The organism is Ruegeria sp. C5 (assembly GCF_056537605.1).
The window spans coordinates 697,845-712,474 of the sequence record NZ_JBQFRX010000001.1 but is presented as its reverse complement, the minus strand read 5'-3'; the positions used below and the strand labels follow the sequence as shown (position 1 = coordinate 712,474).

Sequence of the window (14,630 nt, the reverse complement as noted above, 5' to 3'; positions counted from 1 at the left end):
TAACAAGGATTTCCGCAACAATTCAGATGGTTCCGGGAAAGTGTTTCGCGACTTTTTGGTCCAGATCAAGCGGCCGGTGACGGATCATGTCGTTATCCTCAAGCCGTTCCAGCACTTCCGGGTCAGCAGCGCTGATTTCATCGTAAAATTCCCGCAGGCCATCGAGCCCGTATTCGGTTTCCAGAAGGGTGATCAATTCGTACCTGTCTAGCGCACCGATCTTTCGCGGGCGATCCGGGCTGGCCTGGTACGAGCCGCGTTCGAGGCGGAAACGATAATGCGCCAGCCAATGCTCCCAATCCGGGGCGTGGCGATGACACAGATCGATCTGAGGAAGCTCGGTTCTGACTGGCAGAAACTCACCGTGCTGATAGAGGTTGTGGATACGGTCGCTCAGTTTTTTCAAACCGCCGCGTACGAACAGTTTGCCCTGAATGTGGCTCATGAAACCGGCCAGAACGTAAGTGCCGAAATTGGGATAGAGCGCTTCGACCAGCGCTTGTCGATTCTGACCTTCGGGAATGAACGCTTTGTAGAGGTCCTGGCCACCCGCCAGCGCCTCAATCGGGCGGACGCGGACGGCGGGGATGTCATCGGGGATGTCGCGCAGCAGGTCGGGGATCGGGGACATCGGCCACAGAAACTCATCGACATCGATATGTGCGACCCAGTCCAGATCAGTCCTGTTGTAGATCAAATTCGCGTTCGAGGATTGTCGAACCTGATGTTTGTCCGGCCTCTCACGCCTGCGACGCTTCCAGAACGCCGCATCGCAGGTACGCACCCGGATCCGGGGATGCTCGCGCAGGGCTGAGATGTCCCCCTGGACCGGCTCGTCCAGAAAGATGTGAATCCGGTCCGCGCCGATATCGAGGTGGTGGGCGGCAAAGCGCAAAATATCCTCACGCGGGGCGCGGATCGTGGACACAATCCCCCATGTGGTCACTTCTGGATTGCCTGTAGAATCCGTCAGGTCATCATTTCCTTCGTCGCGGTCAGGCTCAGCTCGGGATAATCGCGGACGACCCGGTCGATGTCCCACTGCAGCCGCGTCAGATAGACGATATCTCCATCGTGATCATGGGCGATATGCTGCTTGTTGGCGTTAACAAATTTGTCGATCTCAACCTTGTTGCCACTGACCCAACGGGCCGAGGTGAACTGAGACGCCTCAAACCGCACAGGCAGGCCGTATTCCATCTCAATCCGGCTGGCGAGCACCTCGAATTGCAGCGCACCGACGACTCCGACGATGAAGCCCGACCCAATCGAAGGTTTGAATACCTTCGCGGCACCTTCCTCGGCGAACTGCATCAGGGCCTTTTCCAGATGCTTGGCCTTCAATGGGTCACCCGCGCGCACCGTTTGCAGCAATTCCGGTGCGAAGGAGGGGATGCCGGTTACCCGGATCGCCTCACCTTCGGTCAGCGTGTCGCCGATGCGCAACTGACCGTGGTTGGGAATGCCGATGATGTCTCCGGCCCAGGCTTCCTCGGCCAGTTCCCGGTCAGAGGCGAGGAACAGCACGGGGTTTGATATTGCCATCGGTTTCTTCGATCGCACATGTGTTAGCTTCATGCCACGTTTGAAATGGCCCGAGGCCATTCGGACAAAGGCCACCCGGTCGCGGTGTTTGGGGTCCATATTGGCCTGCACCTTGAACACGAAACCGGCGACCTTCTTTTCATCGGGCGCGATCTGACGGGGCTCAGCGGACTGAACCTGCGGCTGCGGACCATAGGCGCCGATACCCTCCATCAGTTCCTTGACGCCAAACGAGTTGATGGCCGAACCAAACCAGATCGGGGTCATGTGCCCCTCAAGCACCGCCTGAGGGTCGAGCTTGGGCAACAATTCGCGTGCCATCTCAACCTCTTCCAGCAGCTTGTCGAGCAATTCAGCGGGCACATGCTCGGCCAGCTTAGGGTCATCCAGACCATTGATTTGGATGCTTTCGGCCACCTTGTTGCGGTCGGCGCGGTCCATCAGCTCAAGCCGGTCGCGCAGCATATCGTAGCAGCCGATGAAATCGCGACCCACGCCGATAGGCCACGCGGCTGGCGTGACGTCGATCGCCAGCATTTCCTGAATTTCGTCGACGATCTCGAACGTATCCCGGCTTTCGCGGTCCATCTTGTTACAGAAGGTCAGGATCGGCAGATCGCGCAGGCGGCAGACCTCGAACAGTTTCTGCGTCTGGCTTTCCACACCTTTCGCACCGTCAATGACCATGACGGCGGCGTCTACGGCTGTCAGGGTGCGATAGGTGTCTTCGGAGAAATCCGAGTGGCCGGGTGTGTCCACAAGATTGAACCGGAAGTTCCCGTAGTCGAATGACATGGCCGAGGCTGAGACCGAGATACCGCGATCTTTCTCCATCTGCATGAAGTCCGACCGCGTCCGCCGTGCCTCACCCTTGGCCCGTACCTGTCCAGCCATCTGGATCGCGCCGCCGTACAGCAGAAACTTTTCCGTCAGCGTCGTCTTGCCCGCATCCGGGTGCGAGATGATAGCGAATGTCCGGCGACGAGCGATCTCGGGCGGCAGGGTGGGTTGGTTCGAAGTATCAAGCATAAGCGCGCGTATAGGCGGGGAATCCAACTGAGGCAAGACAAAGGGGGTGGTTCGAATCATGTGGCTGTGGCAATAAGAACATATAGTGAACAAAATATGGAGTGGACCAATGAATTTGAAAGAAATCGCAGACGAACTGGTTGCTGGATGCCGCGAGAACCGGGCCAAGGAGAATCTCGAGAAGCTTTATGCCTCGGATGCTGTTTCTGTTGAGGGACAGGATTTTGCGGGCATGGGGCGCGAGACGCACGGATTAGAAGCCATTCGTGGCAAGCACGAATGGTGGGAAGGCGCTCATGAAGTATCGGGCGCGTCCGTCAGTGGCCCGTACCCGCATGGTGACGACCGCTTTGCCGTGATCTTTGAAGTGCAGGGCAAGGTGAAAGAAACCGGTGAAAGCTTTGATATGCGTGAGGTCGGTGTTTATCACGTCGCCGATGGCAAGATCGTGCGTGAAGAGTTCTTTTATTAATCCGCAAGATCCCATTCTGGCCTTCTTTGCCGGGCCGATGTTAGATGTGTGCCGAAGAAAGGGAGGGTCAGAATGGACTTGGGAATTCGCGGAAAACGCGCGCTGGTTTGTGCCAGCAGCAAAGGCTTGGGATTGGGCTGTGCCGAGGCGTTGGCCGAAGCCGGCGTCGATCTTGTGATGAACGCGCGCGGAGCCGAAACGTTGGAGGCCGAAGCCACGCGTTTGCGATCATCATATGGCATTGCCGTGCAGACAGTGGCTTGTGATGTTACCACACCAGAGGGTCAGGCCGAGGTGATAAGTGCCGCGCAGGGTGCTGATATCCTTGTCACAAACGCGGGTGGCCCTCCGCCCGGCATGTGGTCGGACTGGGAGCGTGATGATTTCATCAAAGCACTGGATGCCAATATGCTGACACCTATAGCTTTCATGAAGGCTCTGCTGCCGGGCATGATGGATAAGGGCTGGGGTCGCGTGGTGAATATCACCTCGCAGTCGGTACGCGCGCCGATTGCGGTGCTGGGCCTGTCAAATGCGGCGCGAACTGGATTAACCGGCTATGTTGCGGGCACATCGCGCCAGGTGGCACCACATGGCGTGACGATCAATAATCTGCTGCCAGGTATCCACGCCACCGACCGCGCGAACGCGCTGGATGGCGGGGTGTCAGAGCAGAAAGGTATTTCGATGGCCGAGGCACGGGCTGAACGCGCTGCAACCATCCCAGCGAGACGCTATGGCACGAGGGAAGAGTTTGGGGCGACCTGCGCGTTTCTATGCTCGCAACACGCCGGGTTCATTGTCGGGCAGAACATTTTGCTGGACGGTGGTGGCACCAATCTGACGATGTAGGTATGGCACAGAACTTTTCTCTGAAAGATCAGTTGTTCAACGCGGAAAAGGTAAGCTTTCTTGCGGGCTTGTTCGCCAATGCTGATTCCGATTTCAAAGAAGAAGCATTCGCGGCGAAAGTGATGTCGCGTTTGCCCGAGCTTGAACTGAAAGAGCGTATGGCGTGGATTGCAGAGTGTCTGCAAGAATCGGTGCCTGGCGATTTGCCGGCAGTGGCACCGATCATTCTGCGGGCGCTGCCGCCTCCGCTGGACCCCGCCAAAAGTGATGATGACTTCGGAGACTTTATCTTTGCGCCCTTGGGTGATTGGGTTTGTGCAATCGGCCTGGATCATCCCGCTTTGGCGCTGGATGTATTCGAAGAGCTGACCCAGAGATTTTCGATGGAATGGGCGATCCGCCCGTTCCTCAATCACCACTCCGAACTGGTCACGGCGCGGATGCAGGGCTGGTGCACCCATCCCAGCTATCACGTGCGTCGTCTGGTCAGCGAGGGCACGCGGCCGCGTTTACCGTGGGGGCAGGCCGTTGGCTTGGCAATGTCAGACCCATTGCCGTTATTGGACCGGTTGCACGGGGATCGGACGCGCTATGTGACGCGCTCGGTCGCCAATCATCTGAATGATATCACCAAGAAAGAACCCGATCTGGTGCTGGAACGTCTGCGGGATTGGGGCAAGGCAGGGCGGCAGGACAAGGATGAACTGAACTGGATGACATCTCATGCATTACGAGGCCTTGTGAAATCTGGGCATCCCAAGGCGATGAAGGTGCTTGGATACGATCCCGATGCAGATATTGCGGTTGAGATTCAGGTAAACGGTCCGGCCCGGATTGGTGATGCGCTGGAGTTTGAAACGCGCCTGAGCGGCGCAGAAGATCAGCCAGTCTTGGTCGACTATATCGTTCATTTCCAACGACCTGGCGGAAAGATCTCACCCAAGGTTCACAAGTTGAAACAGGCCGCGCTTACAGGTGGTCAGTTGACACTTAGAAAGCGGCACAAGCTGAAGGGCAATGCAACAACGTTCAAGTTGGTTCCTGGGCCGCATCGGTTAGAGATTCAAGTGAACGGCCGCGTGCACGCAGGCGTCGATTTCGACCTGCTCGCCTGAGCCCTGTCACGGTTTCGTCAGATCGGGCGCTGGTGGATTGCGTGGTGTGGATTGCTGCACTAGCTGCAAAAGACCAGTGACAAAAGGATTGCCCCGATGAAGCACGAGGCTGTGCAGAACTACTACGGTGAGGTGTTGCAAGGCAGCGCGGATTTGCAAACAAATGCCTGCTGTACTCCGGATGATATGCCGGATCACTTCAAGAAAATTCTGTCGCAAATTCATGATGATGTGCTGACACGTTACTATGGATGCGGGCTGATTGCTCCGTTGGATCTGGAGGGAATGCGTATCCTGGATCTGGGCTGTGGTGCGGGGCGCGATGTGTATGCTTTATCCGCGATGGTCGGTGAAAAGGGCCGTGTCGTCGGCGTTGACATGACGCCTGAGCAGCTCGACGTGGCGCGTGCGCATCAGGACTATCACGCGATGGCATTCGGACATTCGGCCAGCAATGTCGAGTTTCACCACGGCTATATCGAAAAGCTGGATGAGCTGGACCTCGAACCGGGATCGTTCGATATCATCGTCTCAAACTGCGTGATCAATCTGGCGACCGACAAGGCTGCTGTGCTGCGCGGTGCGCATCGGCTGCTGAAAGAGGGTGGCGAGATGTATTTCTCGGACGTCTATGCCGACCGCCGGGTGCCCAAGGCGATGGCCGAGGATGAGATCCTGTATGGCGAATGCCTGTCGGGTGCGCTCTATTGGAACGATTTTCTGTCGATGTCGCGTGCTGCCGGATTTGGCGATCCCCGTCGGGTGACGCATCGGCCTTTGGCCATCGAGAACCCAATTCTTGAAGAACGGGTCGCACCGCTGAGCTTTATCTCGGCCACCTACCGTCTGTTCAAGCTGCCGGAGTTGGAACCTGCGTGCGAGGATTACGGTCAGGCTGTGATCTACAAGGGCACAGTGCCGCATGCGCCGCATGAATTTGTTCTGGATGACCACCATACGATCGAGGCCGGCAAAGTATTCCCGGTCTGTGGCAACACGTGGATGATGCTGCAAGACACCCGTTTTGCACGACATTTCGAGTTTATCGGCGATTTCTCGACCCATTACGGGATTTTCGAAGGCTGCGGCGGGGATAGCCCGTTTGTTGTACAGGGCGAAGCTGCCTCGACCGGGTGCTGCTGATCCCTTGCGCCTGATGGGCGGGGTTGTTATCCCCGCCTAAGCTCGATGGAATTGATCGGGAAAGGCAATGGGGTCCATCGGTGACAGTGACGACAACTCCTCCTCGATTGGAAATCCGCAATCTGATCGCGCGCTTTGGCGGGCGGACGGTCGTGGATGATGTATCGTTGACCGTACACGCGGGGCAGGTGACTTGCCTGCTGGGGCCTTCGGGCTGCGGAAAGTCGACCACATTGCGGATGATCGCGGGGGTCGAAATGCAGACCTCGGGCGAGATTTATGTAGATGGCAAGCTGATCTGTGACACGGTGTTCCGAGTACCGCCCGAACGGCGCGAGATTGGGCTGATGTTTCAGGATTTTGCGCTGTTTCCGCATCTCAGCGTGGCGGATAACGTCGCGTTCGGCCTGAAAGGCAGCAAAGAGCAGAAACGCGCGCGGGTCGAGGAACTGCTGACCAAGGTCGATCTGATGCGGTTCATCGATGGATTTCCGCATCAGTTATCTGGGGGTGAGCAGCAGCGGGTTGCTCTGGCCCGTGCTTTGGCCCCACGTCCGCGGATCATGCTGATGGATGAGCCGTTCTCGGGCCTCGATAACCGTTTGCGCGACGGCATTCGGGACGAAACGCTCGCAGTCCTCAAAGAAGAGGACGCTGCTGTTCTGTTGGTCACGCATGAGCCGGACGAGGCGATGCGAATGGCTGATGAAATCGCGCTGATGCGGCGTGGCAAGATTGTGCAGCAGGGGGCGCCATACAATGTCTATACCCGGCCTGCAGACAAGGCAGCAGTTTCGTTTTTTAGTGATATCAATGTGTTGAAGGCTCAAGTTAATGGTGCGTTGGCGCATACTCCGTTTGGCCGTTTTCTTGCGCCCGGTGTGCCGGACGCAACCGATGTTGAAATCGTGTTTCGACCCCAGCACGTCAAGCTGGACTTCGACCGCAATGGCAAAGGGCCTGCGCCGACGCCGACAGACGGCATTGCCGCCCGAGGCGTGGTTGAGCGTGCTCGGTTTTTGGGAAATGAAAGCCTTGTCGAGTTTCGCATGGACTATGATGGCTCGATCCTGAAGGCGACGGTTCCGAACGTCTTTGTGCCCAAAGAGGGCCGTGTCATGTGGCTGACCATTCGCCGCGACCGGTGTTTTGTGTTCCCGGCCTGACGCTCAAATCCTGCATTTTCATCCAAGTGGTGCGTGAAAGCCTCAGATTGCGCATGTGCATTGCTTGTCGCAGCGCTGAGGCGGGTCTATCAAGGGCAAAACGAGGGGTGGACCGGGCATGCGAATTCTTCTGACCAATGATGACGGCATCAATGCGCCGGGACTGATTGTACTTGAAGCGATCGCGGCTGAACTGGCCGGTCCCGATGGCGAGGTCTGGGTCGTCGCGCCTGCCTTTGAACAGTCGGGCGTGGGCCATTGCATCAGCTATACCCACCCGATGATGGTCGCCAAACTGGGCGAGCGTCGCTATGCCGCCGAAGGGTCTCCGGCGGATTGCGTGTTAGCCGGTTTGCACGACGTTATGAAGGACGCCCCGCCCGATCTGGTGTTGTCAGGGGTGAACCGGGGCAACAACTCGGCTGAAAACACGCTGTATTCGGGTACAATCGGCGGCGCGATGGAGGCGGCGTTGCAAGGTGTGCCCGCGATTGCCTTGTCTCAGTATTTCGGGCCGCGCAATCTGGGGCTGGACGATCCGTTTGAGGCGGCTGCCAAATTTGGGGCCGATCTGGTGCGCCGCATTCTTGATGCGACACCCGAGCAGCAGGGCGACTATCGTCTGTTCTATAATGTGAATTTCCCTCCGGTTCCCGCAGATGAGGTGCTGGGTACGCGCGTGGCCCCGCAGGGGTACCGACGCGATACACATTTCTCTGTCGAGCCGCACAGCTCGCCCTCGGGTCGCCGGTTCCTTTGGATCAAGGGCGGGTATCAGCATAACCCGACCGCTCCGGGCACGGATGCGGCGGTCAATCTGGAAGGGTATATCTCGGTCACTCCGATGCGCGCTGATCTGACAGCATATGACACGCTCGAGGCGCTAAAGGTCATCGAATGACTGGGCCAAGCGCAGAAACCATAATGCAGTTCCTGTTTGCCCTGCGCTCGCGCGGGGTAACGGATGCACGTGTGCTGGCGGCGATGGAGCAGGTTGACCGGGGGCAGTTTGTCAAAGGCCTGTTCGCGGACCGGGCCTATGAGGACACTCCGCTACCGATTGCCTGTGGACAGACCATCAGCCAGCCTTCGGTTGTGGGGCTGATGACGCAGGCGCTGCAGGTGCGTCCGCGTGATACGGTTCTAGAGGTCGGCACCGGCTCGGGCTATCAGGCGGCGATCCTGTCCAAGCTGGCGCGCCGGGTCTACACGGTTGAGCGGCACAAGAGGCTGGTGCGCGAAACGGGAGAACTGTTCCGTGAGCTGGGGCTGACGAATGTGACCGCGATGCTGTCGGATGGATCGTTTGGCCTGTCCGAACAGGCCCCGTTTGACCGTATCATTGTGACCGCGGCCGCCGAAGATCCTCCGGGGCCGCTCTTGGCGCAGTTAAAAATCGGCGGTATCATGGTGTTACCCGTGGGCCAGTCGGACGCGGTGCAGACCCTAATCCGGGTCACGCGCACTGAAACCGGTCTGGACTATGACGAATTGTTGCCGGTCCGTTTTGTGCCCTTGCTTGAGGGGCTGGGAAAAGACGGAGCGTAAAGGTATATTAGAGGCGCCAGAACCCCGGAGAACAGGGGCAGGTGTTGAGGACAGTAAAATGAGAGCAGTTTCCAAATCAGCAATGCGCCGCTATGCGACAGGTGTTGCCGCACTGGCAATTCTGGCCGGGTGTGAAGGGCCATATGACTATGACCTGCGCGGCAATGTCGGCGGGTTCTCCACTGCAGATGCCGCCCTTGCAGCGACCGCCAACCGCCCGACGCCGGATGCGCGTGGCGTGATCACCTATCCGAACTATCAGGTCGCGGTAGCCCGCCGTGGGGATACAGTTGGCGATGTCGCCACCCGGATCGGCATGCCGGTGGCCGAATTGGCCCGGTTTAACGGATTGCAGCCAAATGACAGCCTGCGAGACGGTGAAGTTTTGGCCTTGCCGCGCTCGGTCGGTGGGACGAGCAATGTTGATATTGCGACCATTGCCGGAACCGCGATTGACGAGGCACCGGACACAGGATCTGTACAGACATCGACATTGGAGCCCGCGCAACCTGCTGCGGCTCCGGCACCAGTTGCTACGGGGCCTGAGCCGATCCGGCACAAGGTCAAGCGGGGTGAGACAGCCTATACAATTTCGCGCCTCTATCAGGTGCCTGTGGAGTCTCTGGCAGAATGGAACGGTTTGGGACCAGACTTTATGGTGCGCGAAGACCAGTACCTGTTGATCCCGGTCAAGAATCAACCGGCACCTCGGGCAGCAGCGCCGGCCGCCACGGCAACTGCGGTAACCCAACCGGGCGAAGGCTCACCAACTCCTACGCCGCCGAGCGCGACGCAGCCATTGCCGGATGAGAAAGTTGCCGCGGCAACGCCTGCGCCGGATATCACAGCCGAGGCCCCGACCAATTCGGGAAGCTCGGCGCTGGCAAGTCCGGTGAGCGGCACCATCATTCGGACCTACAAGAAGGGTAAGAATGAGGGGATAGATATCGCCGCAGCGCCAGGCGCGTCGGTCAGTGCGGCCGAGGCAGGCACGGTCGCCGCGATCACCGCGGATGCGGATCAGGTTCCGATCATCGTTGTGAAACACAACAATGACTTGCTGACTGTTTATGCCAATGTCGACAATATCACCATCAAGAAAGGTGATCGGGTGCGACGGGGACAAAAGATCGCCTCGCTGCGCGGAGGCGACAATGCATATGTGCACTTCGAAGTGCGCAAAGGGTTCGAGTCGGTTGATCCCGAGCCTTACCTGAAGTGACCGAAATGGCCCGTTCCGGGCCATGCCTCCGGCGGAGGTATTTGGGGCCAGATGAAGGACGGATCACGCATTGGGATCGTAGTCGCTGAGCCGTTTACCTGGTTCGTCGATAAAGAGTTCCGGTAGAGGCGTGACGTTTTCTATCAGGTCGATGCGGAAGACCCGGAAGTCGTCGCGCAGTTCGCACCAGGCGGTCAGTGTCCAGACACGGCCCCAGTATTCCATATGTAGCGGTCGGATGGTGCGTTCGGTCAGCGCGCCGTCAATGCGACGGTAGCTGAGCTGCAATTTCTGGCGCGATTTGATCGCGGCGCGGATCGGGGCCATATGTGCCATTCCGCGTACGACATCAGCGAAGGGATAGACCGCGAATTTCCAGCTGTCGGCCTCGGCAATGACCTGCGTGGGCAAGACGGCGTCGATTTTCTCGGCCAGAGATTCCGCGGCGGATTTAAGATCGGGATCGGCGGCCTCGGCAACGATCGCCATGCCGAGGTTCAGAGCCTCAAGCTCGGCGGGTGTCAGGTTTAGCGGGGGCAGCGTGATCTGTTCACGCACCATGTAACCTACGCCGCGTTCGCCTTCTACAGGAACGCCCGAGGCCACCAACGTGTCCATATCGCGATAGATCGTACGGACCGACACCTCAAGTCGGTCCGCGATGTCCTGCGCGCGGTGCAAGTTACCATCGCGCAGGATCTGTATGATGTCGAACAGGCGGTCAGTGCGGCGCATGACACGCCGTCTGAGCCGCCCTTAGGCGGTCATGTTCCATAGCACGGTCTCGTGACGCATCTGGGCGCTGTCGGGGTTGATTGCCGCCATCAGAGCGGGTGCAAAATCCTGTTGCATGAATGCAGCAGCGGCGTCCTTTGCGGATTTCATATCGGTCCAGACGACATAGTCGGTCCAGCGGCCATCTTCGCCATGGCTTAGCTGGCGGTGGGTAAAGCCGGGAGCCGCGCGGACGAAGGCTTCGGAGGCTTGGCTTAGACTGACGAACTGTTCGGGCTTTGTGCCGTCGGCAAGGGTAAAGGTGACGATTTCTGCGACATGGGTCATGTGGTTCTCCGTAGACCAGGTTTCGATATCGTCCTTCTAGGTGATATCAACTGACATAAACCTGTCAGTTGAGAAATGCGAGTCCGCAAAAAACGCATGATCCGTTCAATTTTGCGCGCGGATTTGATCTGTCGCACTTTTGCTGATGCCCGTACGGGCGTAGACACGGGGCCAGACATATTCACGGCGCGCTGCGCCGACGTAGAAGGAGACAAGTCATGCTCAACAATATTGGCCTTCCGGGTATCCTGCTGATTGCTGTTGTGGTTCTCGTCCTGTTTGGACGCGGCAAGATCAGCTCGCTGATGGGTGAAGTGGGTAAAGGCATTACCTCGTTCAAAAAAGGCATCAAGGAAGGTTCGGAAGAACTGGAGCAGGATGCGTCCGAGCTGGCCAAAGACGTCACGCCTGAGACTGACAAAGACAAGGTCTGAGCCTAGATGTTTGATCTGGGCTGGACCGAGCTTCTGGTCATCGGCATCGTCGCGTTGATCGTGGTGGGGCCAAAGGACCTGCCTGTGCTGTTTCGCAATGTCGGACGGTTCGTCGGCAAGGCGCGCGGCATGGCGCGCGAATTCAGCACTGCAATGAACGAGGCTGCGGACGAAGCAGGCGTCAATGAGATCAAGAAGGGCCTGAACGCGGCGACCAACCCGGTTAGTACAGCGATGGACGGGATCAACGAAGCCGCGCGCGACGTGGCCAAATCCATCGACCCAACCAAGTTCGACCCTGACAGCGAGACCGGCAAGCTGGCCACCGAGCGAGCAGAGCAAGCCAAGAAGATCCAAGCCACAACGGCCCGCGCTGCCGCTGAGCGCAAGGCCAAGGAAGCCGCGGATGCGCTGGCCAAGGCGGAAGAGGCCGAAGCAGCGCTGAAAACCGAAAGCAAGACATGACCAAGACCGACGAGATCGAGGACAGCTCGGCACCCCTGATCGAGCACCTGGCCGAGCTACGTACGCGGCTGATCCACTGCGTTGTGGCGTTTCTGATCGGTATGATCATCTGTTTCACCGTGGCCACGCCACTGTTCAATTTCCTCACGCAACCGCTATGTGAGGTGCTGACCGAGCGTGGACAGGATTGCGGGCTGATCTTCATCTCGCCGCAGGAAGGGTTCTTTGTCGCCATCAAGGTTTCGCTGCTGGGCGGGTTCATTCTGGCCTTTCCCTATATCGGAATGCAGATGTGGAGGTTCGTGGCGCCGGGCCTGTATAAATCGGAAAAGAACGCGTTTCTGCCGTTCATGCTGGCCTCTCCCTTCATGTTCCTGCTGGGCGCAAGCTTCGCTTTTTATGTGGTCACGCCACTGGCCTATGACTTCTTCCTCGGTTTCCAGCAATTTGGAGCGGAAGGGGAAGCTGTAGCAGAAGGCGCAACCGCACCTTTGAGCGTGGTGTTTCAGGGTTCGGCGCAGGAATATCTCAACCTGACCATCAAGTTCATCGTTGCCTTTGGCCTGTGCTTTCAATTGCCCGTATTGCTGACACTGATGGGTAAGGCCGGACTTGTCAGTGCCGAAGGTCTGGGGGCAGTGCGTAAATATGCGGTGGTAGGCATTCTGGTGTTGGCTGCGATTGTCACACCGCCGGACGTGATCACCCAGATCATCCTCTTTGTCGTAGTTTACGGGCTCTATGAGATTTCAATATTCCTGGTCGCCCGTGTCGAGAAGAAGCGCGAAGAACAGTTGCGCGCCGATGGATACTACGACGATGAAGAGGCCGAAGCCGACGCAGACGTGATGCAGGATTACGAAGAGAACAAGTAACCTGTTCCAATAGCTTTAAAGGCGCGCCCAAGGTAGGCGCGCCTTTTTCAATTGCTACTCTTGTTGTGTTGATCGGAACATGGTTGAACTCCGCCAGAACATCCCGGAGGAGCCGATGGACGACCAAGCCCTGAATCGCATTGCGGACGCGTTGGAACGCATGGCGCCCGCGCCGCTGGCGGCACCTGATTTCAACGCGGCCCCGGCTTTCGTCTGGCATGTCGAGCCTGACCGGCTGGAACCCGTCACACAGGTCAATCGGGTCGACCTTGATCTATTGGTGGGGATCAACCGCTCCCGCGATACGTTGCTGGACAACACGCGCCGCTTTGCTGCGGGTTACAAGGCTAACAACGCGCTCTTGTGGGGCGCGCGCGGAATGGGGAAATCCAGCCTCGTCAAAGCGGTGCACGGTACGTTGCAGGATGAGCATCCTGACCTGAAACTGGTCGAATTGCAGCGCGAGGATATGGGCTCGGTCGCGCGTTTGCTGAACCACCTGCGTGCCGCGCCGCACAGGTTCATCCTGTTTTGCGATGATTTGTCGTTCAGCCACGATGATCAGCATTACAAATCGCTCAAGGCCGTGCTGGATGGCGGTATCGAAGGTCGCCCGGAAAACGTTGTGTTCTACGCCACATCAAACCGCCGCCACCTGATGCCGCGCGACATGATCGAAAACGAACGCTCCAGCGCCATTAATCCGTCCGAGGCGGTTGAGGAGAAGGTCTCACTCTCTGACCGTTTCGGCCTGTGGCTGGGGTTCCACCCCTGCGATCAGGACGAATACCTAGCGATGATCGATCGTTACTGCGCCGCTCATGGCGTCAAGGTTGATCCAAAAACTCTGCGCGCGGAAGCCATCGAGTGGCAAGCCACCCGGGGGGCACGCTCGGGCCGCGTCGCCTGGCAATTCTTCGTCGACCTCGCCGGGCGAAACGGCGTCCATATCGGTTAGTCCGCGCGCTTCATCTGGCCAGAAATACCTCCGCCGGAGGCATGGCCCGTCAGGGCCATTCTCACAACAGTGCTATAATCCGCGCCGCCTCATCCGCAGTGCTGGTTAATACATCCCGATCCTCACCGGGATGGAAACGCGCACGTACGGCGGTCGGCATCGGTGCAGGCTCAACAATCGACACGCGCGGTCCTGTCCGCGCGGTCTCGGTCGCCCAACTGCGAGCCAGCGCCATCTGTGCCGCTTTGGTGGCGCCGTAGATGCCATAGAACTTCTCGCCTGCCTTCGGGTCATCGAAGAACACGGCATGGCCAGTTTCGCCCAACAAAGGCGAGACATACGGGATCAGAACCGAGGTGGCGTTTGCATTGATGCTGACTGCCTTGTTCCATTCCTTCGGATCAACGAAATGCACTGGCGTCAGGGCTGAGGTGTGGATTGCAGTATGCAACCACAAATCGATCTTGCCCCAGCGATCGTGAATGCCCCGGCACAGGGTCGCCATCGCATTGGGATCGGTGATGTCCATGGGGGCCAGAGTCGTCGAGCCACCCTTTGCCTGGATGCGGTCATCCAGCTCTTCCAGTCCGCCCTGAGTGCGAGCGACAGCGACGATGTGATAGTCGGGGGCCAGCGCTTCGGCCAGCGCCGCGCCCAACCCGCGAGAAGCCCCGGTGATAAGGGCGATTTTGGTCTGATCGGTCATGAGGGGGGTTTGAACCTGCACGCGCAGGGCGTCAAGTC

General features: G+C 58.4%; 17 protein-coding genes. 12 read left to right on the top strand and 5 right to left on the bottom strand.

The features are described 5' to 3' along the window. Positions 1 to 22: 22 nt before the first annotated feature. Together ACR0AW_RS03600 and ACR0AW_RS03595 are read right to left on the bottom strand one after the other, a co-directional pair. Entirely contained in the window at positions 23 to 946 is a 924-nt protein-coding gene (locus ACR0AW_RS03600; RefSeq protein ID WP_480438602.1) for a glycosyltransferase family 2 protein, read from the bottom strand. Positions 947 to 969: 23 nt separating this feature from the next. Further along, positions 970 to 2,574, bottom strand: coding sequence for a peptide chain release factor 3 (locus ACR0AW_RS03595; protein WP_170636194.1), 1,605 nt, complete (start codon positions 2,572 to 2,574; stop codon positions 970 to 972). A gap of 109 nt (positions 2,575 to 2,683) precedes the next feature. On the opposite strand from ACR0AW_RS03595, the gene ACR0AW_RS03590 reads away from it, so the two are divergent. The 8 genes from ACR0AW_RS03590 (at position 2,684) to ACR0AW_RS03555 (ending at position 10,092) form a co-directional block, all read left to right on the top strand. Next, positions 2,684 to 3,046 carry a SnoaL-like domain-containing protein gene (locus tag ACR0AW_RS03590; RefSeq protein ID WP_170396787.1) on the top strand — a complete coding sequence of 121 codons (363 nt, stop codon included), beginning with the start codon at positions 2,684 to 2,686 and terminating at the stop codon, positions 3,044 to 3,046. A gap of 72 nt (positions 3,047 to 3,118) precedes the next feature. Next, a complete protein-coding gene (locus ACR0AW_RS03585; protein ID WP_170509566.1) occupies positions 3,119 to 3,898 on the top strand; it encodes an SDR family oxidoreductase in 780 nt (259 codons plus the stop codon). A 2-nt stretch (positions 3,899 to 3,900) separates the two neighbouring features. Further along, complete coding sequence (locus ACR0AW_RS03580; RefSeq protein WP_170732368.1) at positions 3,901 to 5,013, top strand: hypothetical protein; 1,113 nt, start codon at positions 3,901 to 3,903, stop codon at positions 5,011 to 5,013. Between the two features lie 96 nt (positions 5,014 to 5,109). Continuing rightward, positions 5,110 to 6,156 (top strand): methyltransferase domain-containing protein, encoded by a 1,047-nt coding sequence (locus ACR0AW_RS03575; protein WP_170732367.1) that lies wholly within the window; start codon positions 5,110 to 5,112, stop codon positions 6,154 to 6,156. An 80-nt stretch (positions 6,157 to 6,236) separates the two neighbouring features. Next, positions 6,237 to 7,322, top strand: a complete 1,086-nt coding sequence (locus tag ACR0AW_RS03570) for an ABC transporter ATP-binding protein (protein WP_170396795.1) — start codon at positions 6,237 to 6,239, stop codon at positions 7,320 to 7,322. A 118-nt stretch (positions 7,323 to 7,440) separates the two neighbouring features. After that, positions 7,441 to 8,223: a 5'/3'-nucleotidase SurE gene (gene surE, locus ACR0AW_RS03565; RefSeq protein WP_170406170.1), complete on the top strand. Its 783-nt coding sequence runs from the start codon at positions 7,441 to 7,443 to the stop codon at positions 8,221 to 8,223. Continuing rightward, on the top strand, positions 8,220 to 8,870 hold the full coding sequence (locus tag ACR0AW_RS03560; protein WP_170509978.1) for a protein-L-isoaspartate(D-aspartate) O-methyltransferase: 651 nt from the start codon (positions 8,220 to 8,222) through the stop codon (positions 8,868 to 8,870). Before surE ends, ACR0AW_RS03560 begins: the two co-directional genes overlap by 4 nt. Positions 8,871 to 8,928: 58 nt before the next feature. Continuing rightward, positions 8,929 to 10,092, top strand: coding sequence for a peptidoglycan DD-metalloendopeptidase family protein (locus ACR0AW_RS03555; protein ID WP_170406164.1), 1,164 nt, complete (start codon positions 8,929 to 8,931; stop codon positions 10,090 to 10,092). A gap of 63 nt (positions 10,093 to 10,155) precedes the next feature. Here ACR0AW_RS03555 and ACR0AW_RS03550 read toward each other — a convergent pair whose 3' ends face one another. Beyond that, entirely contained in the window at positions 10,156 to 10,827 is a 672-nt protein-coding gene (locus ACR0AW_RS03550; RefSeq protein WP_170509576.1) for a helix-turn-helix transcriptional regulator, read from the bottom strand. 21 nt (positions 10,828 to 10,848) lie between these two features. Next, positions 10,849 to 11,154, bottom strand: coding sequence for a hypothetical protein (locus ACR0AW_RS03545; RefSeq protein WP_170567102.1), 306 nt, complete (start codon positions 11,152 to 11,154; stop codon positions 10,849 to 10,851). Positions 11,155 to 11,372: 218 nt separating this feature from the next. Here ACR0AW_RS03545 and ACR0AW_RS03540 point away from each other — a divergent pair, with 218 nt between their 5' ends. The 4 genes from ACR0AW_RS03540 (at position 11,373) to ACR0AW_RS03525 (ending at position 13,886) form a co-directional block, all read left to right on the top strand. Further along, a complete protein-coding gene (locus tag ACR0AW_RS03540) occupies positions 11,373 to 11,588 on the top strand; it encodes a twin-arginine translocase TatA/TatE family subunit (protein WP_010440381.1) in 216 nt (71 codons plus the stop codon). Between the two features lie 6 nt (positions 11,589 to 11,594). Then, positions 11,595 to 12,053, top strand: coding sequence for a Sec-independent protein translocase protein TatB (gene tatB / locus ACR0AW_RS03535; RefSeq protein ID WP_170396807.1), 459 nt, complete (start codon positions 11,595 to 11,597; stop codon positions 12,051 to 12,053). Continuing rightward, the gene (gene tatC / locus ACR0AW_RS03530; protein ID WP_170396809.1) at positions 12,050 to 12,928 is read left to right on the top strand and encodes a twin-arginine translocase subunit TatC; all 879 of its coding nucleotides are present in this window, start codon (positions 12,050 to 12,052) and stop codon (positions 12,926 to 12,928) included. Before tatB ends, tatC begins: the two co-directional genes overlap by 4 nt. Before the next feature lie 115 nt (positions 12,929 to 13,043). Continuing rightward, on the top strand, positions 13,044 to 13,886 hold the full coding sequence (locus tag ACR0AW_RS03525; RefSeq protein WP_170732453.1) for an ATP-binding protein: 843 nt from the start codon (positions 13,044 to 13,046) through the stop codon (positions 13,884 to 13,886). A gap of 61 nt (positions 13,887 to 13,947) precedes the next feature. On the opposite strand, the gene ACR0AW_RS03520 is transcribed toward ACR0AW_RS03525, so the two are convergent. After that, positions 13,948 to 14,592 carry an SDR family NAD(P)-dependent oxidoreductase gene (locus ACR0AW_RS03520; RefSeq protein WP_170732366.1) on the bottom strand — a complete coding sequence of 215 codons (645 nt, stop codon included), beginning with the start codon at positions 14,590 to 14,592 and terminating at the stop codon, positions 13,948 to 13,950. Positions 14,593 to 14,630 lie beyond the last annotated feature (38 nt).

Excerpts from the sequence above, each read along its gene's own strand:
- ACR0AW_RS03595 (WP_170636194.1), bottom strand. The coding sequence starts at position 2,574 with ATGCTTGATACTTCGAACCAACCCACCCTGCCGCCCGAGATCGCTCGT.
- ACR0AW_RS03590 (WP_170396787.1), top strand. The coding sequence starts at position 2,684 with ATGAATTTGAAAGAAATCGCAGACGAACTGGTTGCTGGATGCCGCGAG.
- ACR0AW_RS03585 (WP_170509566.1), top strand. The coding sequence starts at position 3,119 with ATGGACTTGGGAATTCGCGGAAAACGCGCGCTGGTTTGTGCCAGCAGC.
- ACR0AW_RS03580 (WP_170732368.1), top strand. The coding sequence starts at position 3,901 with ATGGCACAGAACTTTTCTCTGAAAGATCAGTTGTTCAACGCGGAAAAG.
- ACR0AW_RS03575 (WP_170732367.1), top strand. The coding sequence starts at position 5,110 with ATGAAGCACGAGGCTGTGCAGAACTACTACGGTGAGGTGTTGCAAGGC.
- surE (WP_170406170.1), top strand. The coding sequence starts at position 7,441 with ATGCGAATTCTTCTGACCAATGATGACGGCATCAATGCGCCGGGACTG.
- ACR0AW_RS03560 (WP_170509978.1), top strand. The coding sequence starts at position 8,220 with ATGACTGGGCCAAGCGCAGAAACCATAATGCAGTTCCTGTTTGCCCTG.
- ACR0AW_RS03555 (WP_170406164.1), top strand. The coding sequence starts at position 8,929 with ATGAGAGCAGTTTCCAAATCAGCAATGCGCCGCTATGCGACAGGTGTT.
- ACR0AW_RS03550 (WP_170509576.1), bottom strand. The coding sequence starts at position 10,827 with ATGCGCCGCACTGACCGCCTGTTCGACATCATACAGATCCTGCGCGAT.
- ACR0AW_RS03545 (WP_170567102.1), bottom strand. The coding sequence starts at position 11,154 with ATGACCCATGTCGCAGAAATCGTCACCTTTACCCTTGCCGACGGCACA.
- ACR0AW_RS03540 (WP_010440381.1), top strand. The coding sequence starts at position 11,373 with ATGCTCAACAATATTGGCCTTCCGGGTATCCTGCTGATTGCTGTTGTG.
- tatB (WP_170396807.1), top strand. The coding sequence starts at position 11,595 with ATGTTTGATCTGGGCTGGACCGAGCTTCTGGTCATCGGCATCGTCGCG.
- tatC (WP_170396809.1), top strand. The coding sequence starts at position 12,050 with ATGACCAAGACCGACGAGATCGAGGACAGCTCGGCACCCCTGATCGAG.
- ACR0AW_RS03525 (WP_170732453.1), top strand. The coding sequence starts at position 13,044 with ATGGACGACCAAGCCCTGAATCGCATTGCGGACGCGTTGGAACGCATG.
- ACR0AW_RS03520 (WP_170732366.1), bottom strand. The coding sequence starts at position 14,592 with ATGACCGATCAGACCAAAATCGCCCTTATCACCGGGGCTTCTCGCGGG.